The 14,690-nt window shown below is 72.9% G+C and carries 12 protein-coding genes; 3 read left to right on the top strand and 9 right to left on the bottom strand.

The genetic code is table 11. From position 1 onward, the window contains the following. The first annotated feature begins 6 nt into the window (after positions 1–6). Positions 7–780 (top strand): DUF72 domain-containing protein, encoded by a 774-nt coding sequence (locus tag QT196_RS35235; protein ID WP_266733035.1) that lies wholly within the window; start codon positions 7–9, stop codon positions 778–780. A 78-nt stretch (positions 781–858) separates the two neighbouring features. Continuing rightward, complete coding sequence (locus QT196_RS35240; RefSeq protein WP_211117494.1) at positions 859–1,143, top strand: acylphosphatase; 285 nt, start codon at positions 859–861, stop codon at positions 1,141–1,143. 193 nt (positions 1,144–1,336) lie between these two features. Here the strand turns inward: QT196_RS35240 and QT196_RS35245 are convergent, their stop codons facing one another. From QT196_RS35245 to QT196_RS35280, 8 genes are all read right to left on the bottom strand, one after another. Then, entirely contained in the window at positions 1,337–2,740 is a 1,404-nt protein-coding gene (locus QT196_RS35245) for a lanthionine synthetase C family protein (protein ID WP_266732787.1), read from the bottom strand. Next, entirely contained in the window at positions 2,737–5,847 is a 3,111-nt protein-coding gene (locus QT196_RS35250; RefSeq protein ID WP_290356385.1) for a lantibiotic dehydratase, read from the bottom strand. The genes QT196_RS35245 and QT196_RS35250 overlap by 4 nt, the downstream gene beginning before the upstream one ends. 133 nt (positions 5,848–5,980) lie before the next feature. Next, the gene (locus QT196_RS35255; protein ID WP_168482693.1) at positions 5,981–6,124 is read right to left on the bottom strand and encodes a hypothetical protein; all 144 of its coding nucleotides are present in this window, start codon (positions 6,122–6,124) and stop codon (positions 5,981–5,983) included. 222 nt (positions 6,125–6,346) lie between these two features. Then, the gene (locus QT196_RS35260) at positions 6,347–7,642 is read right to left on the bottom strand and encodes a UDP-N-acetylmuramate dehydrogenase (RefSeq protein WP_323139138.1); all 1,296 of its coding nucleotides are present in this window, start codon (positions 7,640–7,642) and stop codon (positions 6,347–6,349) included. After that, complete coding sequence (locus QT196_RS35265; RefSeq protein WP_168482695.1) at positions 7,569–8,876, bottom strand: hypothetical protein; 1,308 nt, start codon at positions 8,874–8,876, stop codon at positions 7,569–7,571. The genes QT196_RS35260 and QT196_RS35265 overlap by 74 nt, the downstream gene beginning before the upstream one ends. A gap of 275 nt (positions 8,877–9,151) precedes the next feature. Then, positions 9,152–10,438, bottom strand: a complete 1,287-nt coding sequence (locus tag QT196_RS35270; protein ID WP_290356386.1) for an MFS transporter — start codon at positions 10,436–10,438, stop codon at positions 9,152–9,154. A 216-nt stretch (positions 10,439–10,654) separates the two neighbouring features. Beyond that, positions 10,655–11,662, bottom strand: coding sequence for an NAD(P)-dependent oxidoreductase (locus tag QT196_RS35275; protein ID WP_168482697.1), 1,008 nt, complete (start codon positions 11,660–11,662; stop codon positions 10,655–10,657). Then, entirely contained in the window at positions 11,659–12,828 is a 1,170-nt protein-coding gene (locus tag QT196_RS35280; RefSeq protein WP_168482698.1) for a lactate 2-monooxygenase, read from the bottom strand. Before QT196_RS35280 ends, QT196_RS35275 begins: the two co-directional genes overlap by 4 nt. A gap of 111 nt (positions 12,829–12,939) precedes the next feature. On the opposite strand from QT196_RS35280, the gene QT196_RS35285 reads away from it, so the two are divergent. Then, positions 12,940–14,106, top strand: coding sequence for a helix-turn-helix domain-containing protein (locus tag QT196_RS35285; protein WP_290356387.1), 1,167 nt, complete (start codon positions 12,940–12,942; stop codon positions 14,104–14,106). Positions 14,107–14,181: 75 nt separating this feature from the next. Here QT196_RS35285 and QT196_RS35290 read toward each other — a convergent pair whose 3' ends face one another. After that, positions 14,182–14,643, bottom strand: a complete 462-nt coding sequence (locus QT196_RS35290) for a MarR family transcriptional regulator (RefSeq protein WP_168482701.1) — start codon at positions 14,641–14,643, stop codon at positions 14,182–14,184. Between the last annotated feature and the right edge of the window lie 47 nt (positions 14,644–14,690).

The raw sequence follows: 14,690 nt of genomic DNA on the forward strand, positions 1-14,690 counted from the left end.
GCGGATATGACCGTCCTCGTCGGAACCTCCGGCTGGCAGTACAAGGACTGGCGCGAGGTCCTTTACCCGCAGGACCGGCCGCAGCGACTGTGGCTGGAGGAGTACGCACGGCACTTCGCCACCGTCGAGAGCAACGCCGCCTTCTACCGGCTGCCGGAGGAGAAGACCTTCGCGGACTGGCGGGACCGGACCCCCGACGGATTCGTGATGGCGGTGAAGGCAAGCCGCTATCTGACCCACATCAAGCGGCTGCGCGAGCCGCAGGAGCCGGTCGGGCGGATGATGTCGCGGGCCGCCGCCCTCGGCCCCCGGCTGGGGCCCGTCCTGCTCCAACTGCCGCCCACACTCAAGGCGGACGCCGGACTGCTGGACGACTGTCTCAGCTGCTTCCCCGCCGGAACCCGCGTCGCCGTCGAGCCCCGCCACCCGTCGTGGTGGACCGCGGAGATCCGTACGGTGCTGGAGCGGCGGGGCGCCGCGCTGTGCTGGGCGGACCGCGGTTCCCGGCCCGTGACGCCCCTGTGGCGGACCACCGACTGGGGTTATCTGCGCTTCCACGAAGGCCGCGCGGAACCCTGGCCGCGCTACGGCAGACAGGCGCTCACCACCTGGGCCCGGCGGATCGCCGACACCTGGCCGGACCGGGCCGACGTCTACACCTACTTCAACAACGATCCGGGCGGGGCGGCCGTTCGCGACGCCACCGTCTTCGCCTGTGCCGCCGCGGCCGCCGGCCGCACCGTGAGCCGTGCGCCGTCCGGGCGTGGCGCCGCCCGGTGACCGAGGGCCCGGGATATATCTGCGCTCGGAAGGCCGGGCCGGGCGCACGAGGTGACGAGGTGAAGAGATGAGACACGGATGATCCGCAGACGGGTGGTGGTCTCCGGAGACGTGCACGGCGTGTTCTTCCGCGACACCTGCCGGCGCACGGCCGACGGCCTGGGAGTGGCCGGCTGGGTGCGCAACCTCCCGGACGGGACGGTGGAGGCCGTGTACGAGGGCGAGCCCGAGCGCGTACAGAAGCTGGTGGACTGGGCGCACCAGGGCCCGCCCCTGGCCACCGTCGACGCGGTGTCCGTAGGGGAGGAGGAGCCGGAGGGGCTGACGGGCTTCGAGATCCGGCCGACACCCGCAGGGTTCTGACCGGGCGGGGCACCCGGGCTGTGCCGTGTCACGAGCCGATGGCTGGCGCACGCCCGGCACGACGAGCGGCAGCGTCAGCCCATGAGGGAGGCCGCGTCCGTCGACAGCCGCAGGATTCTGACCGGCCGGGCATCCGCCCCGCCCCGCCGCGTCACCACGGGCGACCACCGCCCCCACCCCACGACCGCCCACGTCACCCCATCAAAAACGCCGCGTCCCATCCGTTCACCTCATCCACGCCGCCTCCCCGGCGGGCGTCGGCGTAATCAACCAGGACGAGTGCGATCCCGGCGGCGCCGTCCAGCAGCCCTGGATGGTGCACCCGGTGCGTTGCGGACACCGACCCGGGGGCGGGCGGCACAACCTGGCGGAACCCAAAGGGAGTTCGGGGGTCGTACTCCGCCACCAGCTCCTGTGCGAGGTCGTCCGCCATAGCCCACCACTCGGTGCGCCCCGTGGCGACGGCCATCCGGCTGACGGTGTGGAGGACGCCCGCACGGCCGTGGCAGAAGCCGGGGTCGGTGGATACCGCGGCATCGAGCGGGCGGCGCACCAGACCGCCGACCGCGTCCTCCGCCAGGGCCGTCAGCTGACCGTCACTGAGCGCCCGCCCGGCCAGATACAGGGACCAGGCGATACCGGCTGTCCCGTAACACCACCCCGGCCGGCTCCTCGCTCCCGCCTCCCAGGGCGGCCGGAGTTCCTGGGGCGGGTGGGAAGACTCCCCGGCTGCCTCCGTAGCGGCGACGCGGCCGGGCCACCGCATGCCCAGGTGGTCGGTGTAGCCCACGCTCACCGCCCAGTCGGCCATACGGCGGAGGGCGTCCGCCATCCCCGGCACCCGGTGTCCGGCCCGGTAGGCCAGCGCCATCAGCGCCAGGGGCCCGCAAATCCCGTGCGCGACACCGACGTTGAGGTCACCTCTCGGGTACTCCTCGCGGTCACGGGGGAGTAGGTAGCGGTCGGGGGCGCACCACCACCCCGGCACTGGGCTTCCGCCTGCCACCGGGGACCGCACGGGATGCGTCATCCGGACCAGATAGGCGAGGACGTCGCGGAGCGCCTGCGCGCATCGCTCGTCGCCGTGGTCGGCCGCCAGCAGGAGGCCGCGGGCGTCGCCCGCCAGGCCCGAGATCACGTCGTAGTCGTCGGCCGCCAGCCCAGGGCCGTGTTCCTGTTGCCGGGCCGCCAACCGGGCGACACGGGCCCGGACGTATGCGGCGTGTACCTCGGCGCAGCGCGCCAGCAGCCGGGCATAGCCGCCGTGCGCGTCGGCGTGCAGCCGTGCGGGCAGCAGCAGATCACCGACAGCGGCCGGACCGGCGTCGGTGGTCGCCGCGACGGCCACCGCGAGATGGGCGTGCCCGATTGCCGCATACCGGGCGTCGTTCCGGGCGCATCTGGTGTGCAGCAGCGCGATGCCCGGGTGGCCCATCAGCAGCGACGCGGGCTGCCAGGCGGGTTGCCACAGTTCCGGCGGCAGTGCGGTGAACGCCTCGTGTGCCGTACCGGCTACCTGCTCCGGTGAGCTCAGCAGATCGGCGACGCGGTACGCGAGGTCGGACGCCGCGTCGCACAGCGCGAGGGGTGCGGTCATCGGTTGTTCCGCCGCCGTCCGAGCCACCGTGCCAGCGCCTCACGGGCCGTCACCTGCGCCGTCCGTTCCAGTTCGGGCCGTGGGCCGAGCAGCCGGTTGCAGTGCATATGGGCCAGGCTCAGGGCGATCCGTTCCGTCCGGTCGCGGTCCGTCGCACCGGCCGACAACACCTCACCCAGACCGTCCAGCGCCGGGCCGCGGGTGCTCCACCCCACGCCCCAGCCGTCCGCCGCGACCGGCGGCCGGGGCCGGGCGTGCGCGTCCAGCAGCGCGGCGACCTCCTGCTTGCGGGACCGCGGGACCTCTCCACGGTGCGCCAGCACCGACGGGCTACTGAGCCAGTCGAGCGCCTCGTCCGGGGAGCCGAGGCGGGTGAGGATGTCGAGGATGCCCAGCGCGGCCGGCAGCGAGGGATCGTCCAGCTGGTCGGGGGCCATGGCCAGCAGCGCGACGACGGACTCGCTGTCGGCGTGGAAGACGCGCTCGGCGTGCCCCAGGGCGGCCGGTCCGCCGTACCGCTCGACCTCGGGTTCGTAGGTGTCCAGGACCACCGTCCCGAGGAGCCCCGCCGCCGCCAGCTCCCGTGCCCAGGAGTGGAGTTCGGGCAGCAGCACCGGCCACAGGGAATCCGGCGTGCCGTGGAAGCGCAGCCGGATGTGCGGCGCCGGGTCCTCGTAACGGAGGAAGAACCAGCGGTCGGCGCCCGCCCTGCGCAGCAGCTCGGGGTCGGTCAGCGCGCCGAGGTGACGGGCCAGCACCTCCGGCTGGCGGGCCGCGGGCACATAGAGCTTGGCGTAGAGCCACTCGCCGCCGGGCAGATGGGGACGCGTGCTCCGGCCGCCGTCCGGGCCGTCCATCAGGGGCGGTACCGGCGCCGCGGCTGGCCGGGTCTGCCGGGTGTCGTGCGCGGTGCCCCGGCCCGCGTACCGGGCGAAGACGGGAAAGACGAACTCGGCGGCATGGGGGCCCTCGGCACTCCGGAACCACTGCCGTTCCGCCCGGCCCCCGTACTGCTCCACCAGCGTCAGACCGGCCGCTCGCCGCACCTCGTCCCGCAAGACCGGGAGATGGCGCGGATCGTCGAGATCGACCGCGACGCGGTGGTCGGCCTTGGTGAGCAGCACCCGCCGGGGCACATCCCAGCGCCGCCGCCACTCCCCGACCTGCTCACCCCACTCCTCGTCCCCACGGTCGGCCGCCGCGCGCAGGGCACGGTCCGGCAGCCAGCGCGCCGGGGAGAGCACGGTCCGGCCGTGCCGCACCCGCGGCAGCGCGGGAGCCGAGACCCAGCGTCCCCAGCTCCACGGTGCGCAGAAGGACCGGCCTTCCTGCCCGACCTCCAGCAGGAACCGTGCCACGTACGGAAGATGACCGTTGGCCGGATGGAGCATCGAGTACGAGAGCGGGCGCACCCGGCGGCCGGTCGCGCCGTCTACGAGCCGGAGGCCCTCCCTGTCCGCGTGGACCGCGAGGTTCTCCAGGCGCAGATCGTGCGCCGTCTCCGCGGCGGCAGGGCCGACCCCCAGGGGGATGCGATGGGTCAGCCACTGCGGAACGGCGGAGACATTGGCGGAGCGCGCCACCCTGGGCCGGTAGGCGACACAGGCCGGAATCTCGTCGTCCGGTGCGCTCTGCTCGGCGTGCAGCGCCAGATCCTGAACCTGCGTGCCCGAGGGGCCGAATACCGGCGCGAATCGGCTGAACATCGCCCCCGCCAGCGGCGACACCGCCTGCGGCGCGAGCACCAGATGAAAGTCCCCGGCGCACAGCGCCTCCCAGCGCGGAGCCACCAGCTCGGCGCCCACCTCCATGCTCAGCGGGGCGGGCCCGCGCTCCGCCGGTTCCAGGGCGCGCACGGTCTCCTCGTCCAGCACCACTTCCCGTATGCCACGGCGCGCCGCGTCCATCAGCAGCTCGCCGAGGACCCGGTCGCGCTCCCCGGACTCGGGGGAGGGCACGGCTTCGGGCTGCCGATAGGCGCGGGGGAGCCCCAACCCCCGGGCGTCGTCGAGCAGTTCCAGGACCGGCACCGCGCGGTCGGTGCCGTACCGTTCGAGGAAGGCCAGGTGGTAGTCGCGCAGGTGTGGATTGCCGCGGTGGACGGGGGAGGTCCGCCACAGCACCGTCGCGGCCTGTGCCGCTTCCCGGGCCACCTCGGGCGGCAGGGTCAGTCGTACGTCCAGGGACAGGTCGGTCTGGAGGACGTCGGAAGCCGGCTCCAGCGCCCGCATCCGTGCGGAGAGCGCGGTCAGCCGGGCCCGCCGGTCCTCCGGAGGTGTGACATCCAGGGTCGCTAACTCATCGTGTACCGCGCACAGTTCACGGGCAGTCGGATGGTCGACCCCGTGCAGCCGGTCGCGTACGTGGTCGAGGGGGGCGGTGCAGTCGGGTGGCGGCGTCAGGTCGGTCAGCAGGAAGTGGCCGCGCACGAGCTGGGTGATGCTGCCCTCGACCGCGCCTTCGGGCGCGTGGGGGAACGCTCGCCGGCCCGCTTCCACCAGCAGAGGAAACGGCGTGGGCCGCGCCGCGGCCGTCAATAGGTGCTGGACCACCCGGGTGTGGCGCACCGACCCCGCCAACTGCCGTTCGCCGGTGGGGTCGTGGTGGTCGACGAGCACCAGCCGTCCGTCCCGTACGGTGTGCAGGTTGTTGGCCGTGAGCTGCGAGCGCTCCAGTACGGCGGGGAGGTCGCGCAGCGTCTCCAGCACGCCGTCCAGCCAGGCCGCGTCCGGCCGGGTCACGGTGTGCCCGTCTCCGAGTAATTCCCGTGCGGGTGTGGGTTCGAATCCGGCGAGGCCGACCCCGGCGAACAGGCCGAACGGGGTGGGGCGGTGGGACATCCGTGAGCGGTATTTCGTCAGCGACCTCGCGATACGGCGCAGCGACTTGAGCCGGAGCGATTCCCCGGCGACGGCGCGGTCCACCTCGTCCGCGAGGCTCGCGCTGGCCAGGCTCACCGCCGTCATCAGCCGTGCGTCGGTGGCCAGTTCCGCGATCTGACGGCGCAGTCGGGCTTCCTCGTGCGGGGCCTCGACGGACGGCCGGGGCTCGGGGGCCGGGGGATCGTCCGAGGGCAGTGGGAGGGCCGCGGCCCGTACCAGAGCCACTTTCCCGCACTCGAATCGCACATCACCCGTACCGCTCACGCCTGTCCCCGCCCCGTTCCCCTGACACCGCTTGACCCGACGATGGTGTGGGGTGCCGTGGGAGCGATGTCCCGCGGCACCCCGCACCGGTGTGTCAGGTGCAGGGCCAAGCGGTGGGCCGGCAGACCTGCGTCATGAGCTTCGAGTCCTGCGCCTTCACGGCGGTCGTGGCCGACTCCATGATCTCCATGTCCAGGTCGAGGTCGAATTCGTCCAGGTTGATGGTGACGTTCTCCATGGTCCCCTCCAGGGAAAGAAAATTTAATTCCGGAGTATTTCCGGTTGTTGCGGAGATATTTCGCAACCGCCGGGGTATTTCATACGAGGTCGCGATCTTCGTCAAGAGCGTTTAAAGCCCGCCCGGCGAGGGCAACGCCCGTGCCCTGAACCGGAGTTGACCTGTTGAAGCGCGCCGGCTGCACGCCTCCACTGCGGCCCCCGCGCGGCCCTCGGACAAGGTTCAGAGAAAGTCGAGTTCGGAGGTGAGCCGGACCCCCGTGCGGCGCAGCACTTCCTGCTGTACGAGCTCGATCGCCCGGGTGAAACCGGCGGCGGTCGCCCCCTCGTCGGCGACCAGGGTGTAATGCAGCGAGGAAACGCGCACGCCCGTGACGATCGGGGTGCTCAGCTCGAAACCGGCCTGCCGGATGAGCCAGCTCGCACTCACCCGCGTCGAGCCGTCGGGGAAGCGGTTCACGGGGGCGTTGCGCGCCCGCAGGCCGTCGGCCTGGGCGGGGGAGATCTCGGGGCTGAGGAACACACTGCCGACCGATCTGTCGTCGGTGCCACTACAGCCCAGCACCATTCCCTTGCTCCGCCGGACCGCGAGCACCGCCTGGGCCACCTCGTCCAGCGGCACCCGGCTCCCAACCGGGACATCGAGCGCGGCGGCCACCGTCCGATACGTCACCGGCGCGCTCAGCTCGGACCGGCGCAGCGCGAAGACCAGCGTCAGCAGGGTCCACCGGCGGGAGTGTTTGAAGACGCTGGTGCGGTGGCCCAGCCCGCAGGCCGCGGCGTCCAGGGTGACCATCCGGCCCAGCTCCCAGTCCCACGCGGTCACTTCCACCAGGCAGTCGGCGGTCTCCTGGCCGTAGGCGCCGACATTCTGGACCGGGGTGGCGCCGGTGGTCCCGGGGATGCCCACCAGCATCTCCATGCCCGTGAGGCCCTCGGCGACGGTGGTGTCGACCAGGTCGCCGAGGAGGTGTCCGGCCTGCACCTCGACCAGCACCCGCCCCTCGTCGGTGCGGCCGGTCAGCCGCACGCCCTTGGTGCTCATCCGCAGCACCGCGCCCTCGCAGCCGGCGTCGCTGACCACGACATTGCTTCCTTCGCCGAGACAGACCGGCCGGCCCGGGGAGGCGTCGGCCAGCGCGACGAACTCGGGGAAGTCCGCGGGGTCGAACAGCTCGAAGAGGACCGCCGCCGGTCCTCCGAGACCCAGCGTGGTCATCGGGGCGAGCGGTGCCTCGTGAGTGACTCGCATATGTTCCTGTTTCTCCTGGATGCCGTTCCGTGTCGAGGGGTCGTGCCATGGGAAGGGGCGCGCGGGTGAGGCCCGGCCCTCAGGGGGCGACGGGCCGGACGCCGCCCGGCGCCACCGCACGACGAGCGGGGGCCGGGGCCCTGCTGACGGTCCCTGAACGGCACGGCGGCCGACGGGTGCTCGTGGCCACGTCTCAGCACACCGCCCGCGCCCGGCCCGCCGCCAGCAGCGCGTCGGCCCGTTGCGCGATGTCACGCGCCACCGCACTGTCGTACCGCACGAACCGCCGCCGCAGCGCCATCAGCCGCGCGTGGGCGCGCTGCGAGCTGACGTGCTCGGCCAGCGCCAGCGCGTCCGTGGCAGCCGCCGCAGCGCCGTCGAGTTCGCCGCGCGCCAGCCGCGCCTCGGCCAGTGAGGCACTGTGCAGCAGCAGGTTGCGGGGCTGGCTGCCCTGGAGCAGGTCGATCCCGCGCGTGAGATACGGCTCCGCCCGCTCGGGGCACCCCAACTCCAGCCAGGCCCGGCCGGCGTCGGCCACCATGACCGCGGGGGTGAGCCAGTACGCCCAGAGCGGCTCGGCCGGGGGCCGGCCCGCCCGGCTGAGCTCGGCCGCCTCGTCCAGAGCCCGCTGACAGGCCGCCTCGTCACCGAGACTGGCATGGGCCCGGGCCTCGCGGGTGGCCAGCAGCGCCTGGCCGATGCCCATGTCCTCCTGCGCCGACCCCTTGCGGGCGATCCGGATCAGCCGCAGCGCCTCCTCCGGCCGGCCGGCCCAGCCGGCCCGGTAGCTCATACAGGAGATGATGTACGCGGCGAGCGGCCGGTCACCGGCGGCCCGTGCGGCGCCCAGGGCGGCCAGGAAGCGGGCGCTGCTCAGCTCGTCCTGGCCCTGATCTGCCGTCAGCCAGGCAGTGAGCTGGCCGAGTTCGGCGATGATGCGGTGCAGTTGCCGTCCGGTCGACGCGTCGTAGGAGTACTTGGCGGCCAGCCTTTCCGCCCACTGGAGGTCCTGGAGCGCCCAGTCCAGTACGAGCCCGCTGCTGCCGCTGTCGTCCAGCTGACGCAGCTGCTGGATCCTGGCGGTCAGCATCTCGATCGCGACCCCGGGAATCTCCTCGCCGCGCGCCCGCGAGGGCGGCGGCAGTGCGTCGTCGGCCACCAGCCAGTCCACCGACGCGGTGAGCGGATCGAGGGTGGCAGGCGGCCGCACAGGCGCCGCGGGGCGCGGCTGGGCGGAGCTTCGCCGCTGCGGCGGGACCGCGGACGCGAAGTGCCCGGGCCACAGCGCCTCGACCGTGATCGGCTCACCGAGGTGGTCGGACAGGATCGCCGCGATGATGTACGGCAGCCGGCGCCGGGGGCAGGCGCCCTTCAGCCAGTTGTATGGAGCCTTGCTGCTGATGGTGCCGCTGCCGCACCGCCGGTTGATCTCACGGGCCAGCCGCTCCGGTGGCCAGGACAAGCGCGCCAGGCAGGTCGCTAATACAGAGGTGTCGTTCATCGGCGGAGCACCTCGGCCGCGGCGGCGTTCGATGCCGGGGGAGGGGTGGCCGGGACTGTCGGCTCCGGCGACTGCCGGGGGTGCTCCGGAGTCATGTCTGACCGGCGTGGAATCGGGCCGACGATCTGCATAGCCGCTTTCCACGCCCCCCTGCCGACAACTGCCCAGCCATAGTAGGGATTCCCGGGGGTGGGAGGCCGAATCTGTGATGACCGACACAGCTACTGCACACCATGTGCAAGTACAGGATTAAAGCATCGGGCGACGATGCGGCCTCAGACCCTGTGCAGCTCCCGGGCCGGGACCGCGTCCCGTACCGATGCCGGGCGCAGCGCCCTCCAGTACAGCGCGACCCCGACCGCCAGCACGCCGACCGCGAACAGGAAGGGCGTGGCGAACGACCCGCTCACCTGCGCCAGCCAGCCGGTCAGCAGCACACCGCCCGCGGTGGCCGCCGTATTGAGGAAGTTCATCAGCCCGCTGACCGCACCCACCGCGCCCGGCGGGGCGAGCAGGCCGGGCAGCCCCCAGGCGACCGGCGCGGCGATGGCCAGCCCCGCCAGGGAGAGGGACATCCAGAAGACCGCGAGGGCGGGGGATCCGGCGCCGCCCGCGGCGCCGATCGTGGCACCGAGCGCCAGTCCGCAGGTCAGCACCGTTCTGCGGACCACCCACGGGTCGCGGCCCCGGCGGATCAGCCGGTCCACCAGCCAGCCGCCCACGGCGAGTTCGGCCACCGTCGCCACCGCCCACGGGACCATCGAGTAGAGGCCGGACTGCAACAGCCGCACATGGAACTCCCGCTGAAGGAACTCCGGCATCCAGGTCAGCACGATATTGATGGTGTAGCCGTAACAGGCGAAACCGCAGGCCACGACCCAGACCCGGCCGGAACGCAGCGCCGTGCGGAACTGCCGCAGCCCGCCCCGGTCGGTGTCCCGCGCCCCGCCCCGGAGGATGAACTCCCGCTCGGCCGGCCCCAGGGAGCGGTACTCGGACGGGTCCCGGTAGCCCCACCACCACACGGCGGTGAACAGCACACTGACCGCGGCGCAGAACAGGAACCCGGCCCGCCAGCCCCACTCGCTCATCACGAACGCCAGCACCGGGAACGCCACCATGTTGGCCAGCTTGGTGGCACCGTCGAACAGGGCCGTCGCCATCCCGCGCTCACTGACCGGGAACCACGCCGCGGTCGCCTTGGAGGCGCCCACCATCGACGGACCCTCGGCCACCCCGAGCAGCAGCCGCGCCAGGATGACCGGCCCGACCCCGCCGGCCACCGCGGTCAGCAGGCCCGCGACGGCCCACAGCGCGGAGGCGATCCGGGTGAGCCGCGAGACCCCCAGGAGGTCCACGAGCATGCCGGCGGGTAACTGCACCAGGCAGTACGACCAGGTGAACGCCGAGAGCACCACCCCGAGTTGCTGGAGGTCCAGCCCGAATTCGTCGGCGATCGAGGAACTCGCCACCGATATCGCCGTACGGTCAAGGAAGTTGACGACGATACCGCCGGCGAGCAGTCCGCCGATCGCCCAACGGGTACGTCCACGGGGTTCCACGCGCGTGCGCCAGCCTTTCCTGGTGGGGCCTCGGAGCCGATGCCGGGCGGACGCTACTCCAGTCGCCGGGGGCCCGGCCGTCGGGGGTGTCGAGAAATGGCGGTGGCGCGCCAGGAACGCGCCACCGCACCGCCCGCCCCTGTGCACGAACCCGCTGACCGGAACCCCGAACTATGGCCGAAATTCAGGAGGGAGCGCGCACCCGGCGCCCCGCCGTCAGGACACGACGTCCCGCAGCGGCTTGCCCTCCAGATGGCCGACGACGTTCTGCACCGCGGCCAGGGCGATACGGACCAGGGTCTCCCGGGTGACGCCCGCGACGTGCGGGGAGAGCACCACATTCGGGGCCTTGAGCAGGCGCAGCGCCGCCGTGGGCGGTTCGGGGTCGAAGACGTCGAGCCCGGCCCCGGCGAGGGTGCCCGCCTCCAGGGCGTCGGCGAGGGCGTCCTGGTCGATGAGGGCGCCGCGTGCGGTGTTGATGACGAAGGCGGTCGGCTTGAGGAGGGCGAGCCGGTCGGCGTCGAGGAGGTTGCGGGTCCGGTCGGTGAGTGGAGCGTGCAGGGTGACGTAGTCGGAGGTGCGGAGCAGTGCGTCGAGGTCCAGGTGCCGGGCGCCGCCGAGCCGGGCCTCGGTCTCCGGTCCGGCGGGCCGCGGCCCCGTATAGACGAGGGTCATGTCGAACGCGAGGGCGCGGCGGGCCACTTCCTCGCCGATGTGGCCGAGGCCGATGATGCCGAGGGTCTTTCCGGAGAGTTCGGTCAGCGACTGCTGAAGGCGCGGCAGCGCCCAGTCGGCCTCGACCAGGGCCGTGTGGGCCGGGACCAGCTGCTTGGCGAGGGCGAGCATGAGGGCGAAGGTCTGCTCCGCCACATTCTGCTTCTCCGCGCCGCTGGAGCCGATGTTGCAGACCGGGATGCCCCGCGTGCGGGCCGCGTCCAGGTCGACGTAGTCGAAGCCGTGGCTGGCGCACTGGACGAGCTCCAGCTGCGGTGCGGCGGCGAGATGGCCCGCGGTGACCGGACTCAGCCCGGTGATCAGCAGATGCGCCTCGCGCAGCGCCGCCAGGTCCTCGTCGGCCGACTCGACGACGGTGACCCGGGCCCGGCCGGGGAACAGACCGGCCAGCGCGGAACCGGCGGCCCGGCCGCCGACATGCGGTGAGACAACGGCGAGAACGTTCTTCACGGGCTGCGGCTCCGGGGCCGAGTGCGGCGCGCTGGTCATACGGATTCCTCGATCAGGTCGTCGGCGGTCAGGGTGGCGGGGCGGGAGTGCCCGGACAGGGCGAGGGTGAGGTCGAACTCGGCGAGCAGACAGCGCAGGACATGCTCCACGCCGGCCTGTCCGTCGAGGCCGAGACCGTAGGCGTAAGGCCGCCCCACCAGCACGGACTTGGCGCCCAGGGCGAGCGCCTTGAAGATGTCGTCGCCGGTGCGGATACCGCTGTCGAAGAGGACGGTGAGCCGCCCGGCGGCCGCCTCGACGACCCGGGGCAGTGCGTCGGCGGCGGCGACGGAGCCCGCCACCTGGCGGCCGCCGTGGTTGGAGACGACCACCCCGTCCACCCCGGCGTCGGCGGCCCGCAGCGCGTCATCCGGGTGCAGGATGCCCTTCAGCACGATCGGGCCGTCCCAGTTCTCCCGCAGGAACGCCAGGTCGGGCCAGGTTTTGGCGGGGTCGGCGAACATCCCCACGAAGTGCCGGACCGCCGCGTTGGGATCCTCGTGCACCGGCTTGGCGAGCCCTGCCTGGAACGCGGGGTCGCTGAAGTAGTTGGCGGTGCCCACACCGTGCAGGAACGGCAGATACGCCTGGTCGAGATCGCGCGGCCGCCAGGCGAGGAGCGGGGTGTCGAGCGTGACGAACAGCGCGGTGTAGCCCGCCGCCTTCGCCCGGTGCAGAAAGCTCCTGGTGACCTCGCGGTCCTTCGCCCAGTACAGCTGGAACCACCGCTCCCCGTCGCCCATCGCCTCGGCGACCTCCTCCATGGGGGTGCTGGAGGCGGAGGAGAGGATGTACGGCACGCCCTGCGCCGCGGCGGCCCGCGCGGCGGCGGACTCGGCGTCCGGGTGCATGATCGACAGCACCCCGACCGGCGCGAGCGCGAGCGGCGCGGGCAGCGCGCGGCCGCACACCTCCACGGACAGATCGCGTTCCTGCACATCGCGGAGCATCCGCGGGACGATCCGCCGGCGGTCCAGTGCCGCCCGGTTGGCGACGGCGGTGCTGCCGGTGCCCGCGCTGCCCGCCACATAACCGACCGGGCCGGGCCCGAGCCGCTGCTCGGCGAGCCGCTCCAGCCGGGTCAGATCCGTCGGCAGCCGCGGCACGGCGCCCGTCATGCCGTGAAGGTAGATCTCGTACTGGAAGTCCGCCCAGTGCTTCGCCATCCGTACGTCCCGCCTCTCGTCGCTGAGACTGCGTGCTCCCGGAGATCCTGGCGACAGTGACAAGTCCCGTCCACCGCGCTGCGCACAACACGCGGGTGGAATCATCACCCTGTGACAGAGGAACGGGAGCGCATCCGGCAGCAGCTGCTCGCCGCCCCGCGGGTCGTCACGGCGATCGTCGCCGCGGTGCGCGAGCAGGTACCGGCCTACGCGGTGCTCGACGACGGCCGGCTCGACGAGGTCCGTGCCATCGCCGCCTGGGCGCTGGACCGGCTGCTGCATCTCTGGGTCACCGACGGCGCGCTCACCCCCGCCGATCTCCGCCGGTTCCGCGGCATCGCGGCGGCACGGGCCGCGGACGGCCGCCCGATGCCGGCGGTCCTGCGGGCCTACCGGGTCGCGGCGACGGTCCTGACGGACGAGATCGCGGCCGCCCGGCCCCCACTGGGCGCACCGGACGCCTTCGCGCTCACCCGCATGGCACTGACCACCCTCGACACACTCTCCGAAGAGATGGCCACGGCGTACACCGCCACCAGCGAGGACCTCGCCGGGGACCGCGACCGGGCGCTGCGGCTGCTCCTCGACGACCTGATCACCGGTCGGCATGCCTCCATCGGGGCCCTGACCGACCGGGCCGCCCGGCTGGGCGTCCAACTCCCGGATTCGTACTGCCTGTTGGTGGCGGAGCCCACGGACGCGGCCGGCCCCGCCGTGACCCGGGAAGCCGCCCTCGGACTCCTCGTCGCCCTCGTCGGCCCCGGCGGCGCGGGCACCTCGCCGGTGACGGTCCGCGGCTCCCGCCTCGTCCTGCTGCTGCCCGCCGCGGCCGGCGAGCGGGCACCGCAGGCCCTGCACGAGCGGGGCCTGCGCGGCTGTGCGATCTCGGGGGAGAGCCTGGACCGGATCGCCGTCGCCTACCGTCTCGCGGCCGACGCCCTGGACACGGCGCCCGCCCACGCCCACCAGCCCACGCGGGTCCTGACCGACGGCGACGCCCAGGTCCTGGCCCTCCTCGGCGGCCGCCCCACCGCCCCGCCCGAACACCTCAGCCGCCTGATCCTCGGCCCCCTCACCCAGCCCGGCCGCCAGCACCTCATGGCGGCGCTCACCACCTACCTCGACACCGGCTCCGCGAACGCCGCCGCCCGACGCCTCGGCCTGCACCCCCAGTCACTCCGCTACCGCCTGCGCCGCATCGCCGACCTCACCCACCGCGACCCACGCGACCCCTGGCAGCGCCTCACCCTGGACATCGCGCGGACGATCGGCCACTGAGGAGGGCGGAGGCGCGGGGGCTCTGTCGGCGGTCGGGACTGCTCGAAGCCGCCAACCGGCCCCGAATTCCCCGTATCAGCCCTCCTTGTTGGCCTTGAGCTTCTGCCACACCGTGCTCAGTGCTTCGAGGTCCTGCCGGTCGAGGAGGTCGGTGAAGACCGGGGCCAGGCAGGCGCGCCGGGTGTCGTCGGCCGCTTCGAAGAGCTGATGGCCCTCGGGGGTGAGGGAGACCTCGACGGAGCGGGCGTCGCGCGCCGACGGCGTACGGGTGACCAGGCCGCGGCTCTGGAGCGCGTCGACGACGCGGGAGACCTGGCTGCGGCTGAGCATGGTGCTGTTGCCGAGCACCGAGGCCGGGACCGGGTCCGGGCTGGAGGCGAGCCAGAGCATCACCTCGAACCAGGAGACCGGCAGGTCATGGGCCTTGCTCAGGGCGCGGTCGACGCGTTCGGTGAGCACGGTTCCGGCCCAGACCAGTCCGTAGAAGGCGTGATCGGCCACGGGCATCTCGGCCTGGGTGAGCTTCCTTTTCGCCATGCGGCAAGGTTACCGGTTGCGTGTGCGCACACATAATGCTTATGGTG

The organism is Streptomyces sp. P9-2B-2 (assembly GCF_030406865.1).
Taxonomy (GTDB): Bacteria; Actinomycetota; Actinomycetes; order Streptomycetales; family Streptomycetaceae; genus Streptomyces; species Streptomyces platensis.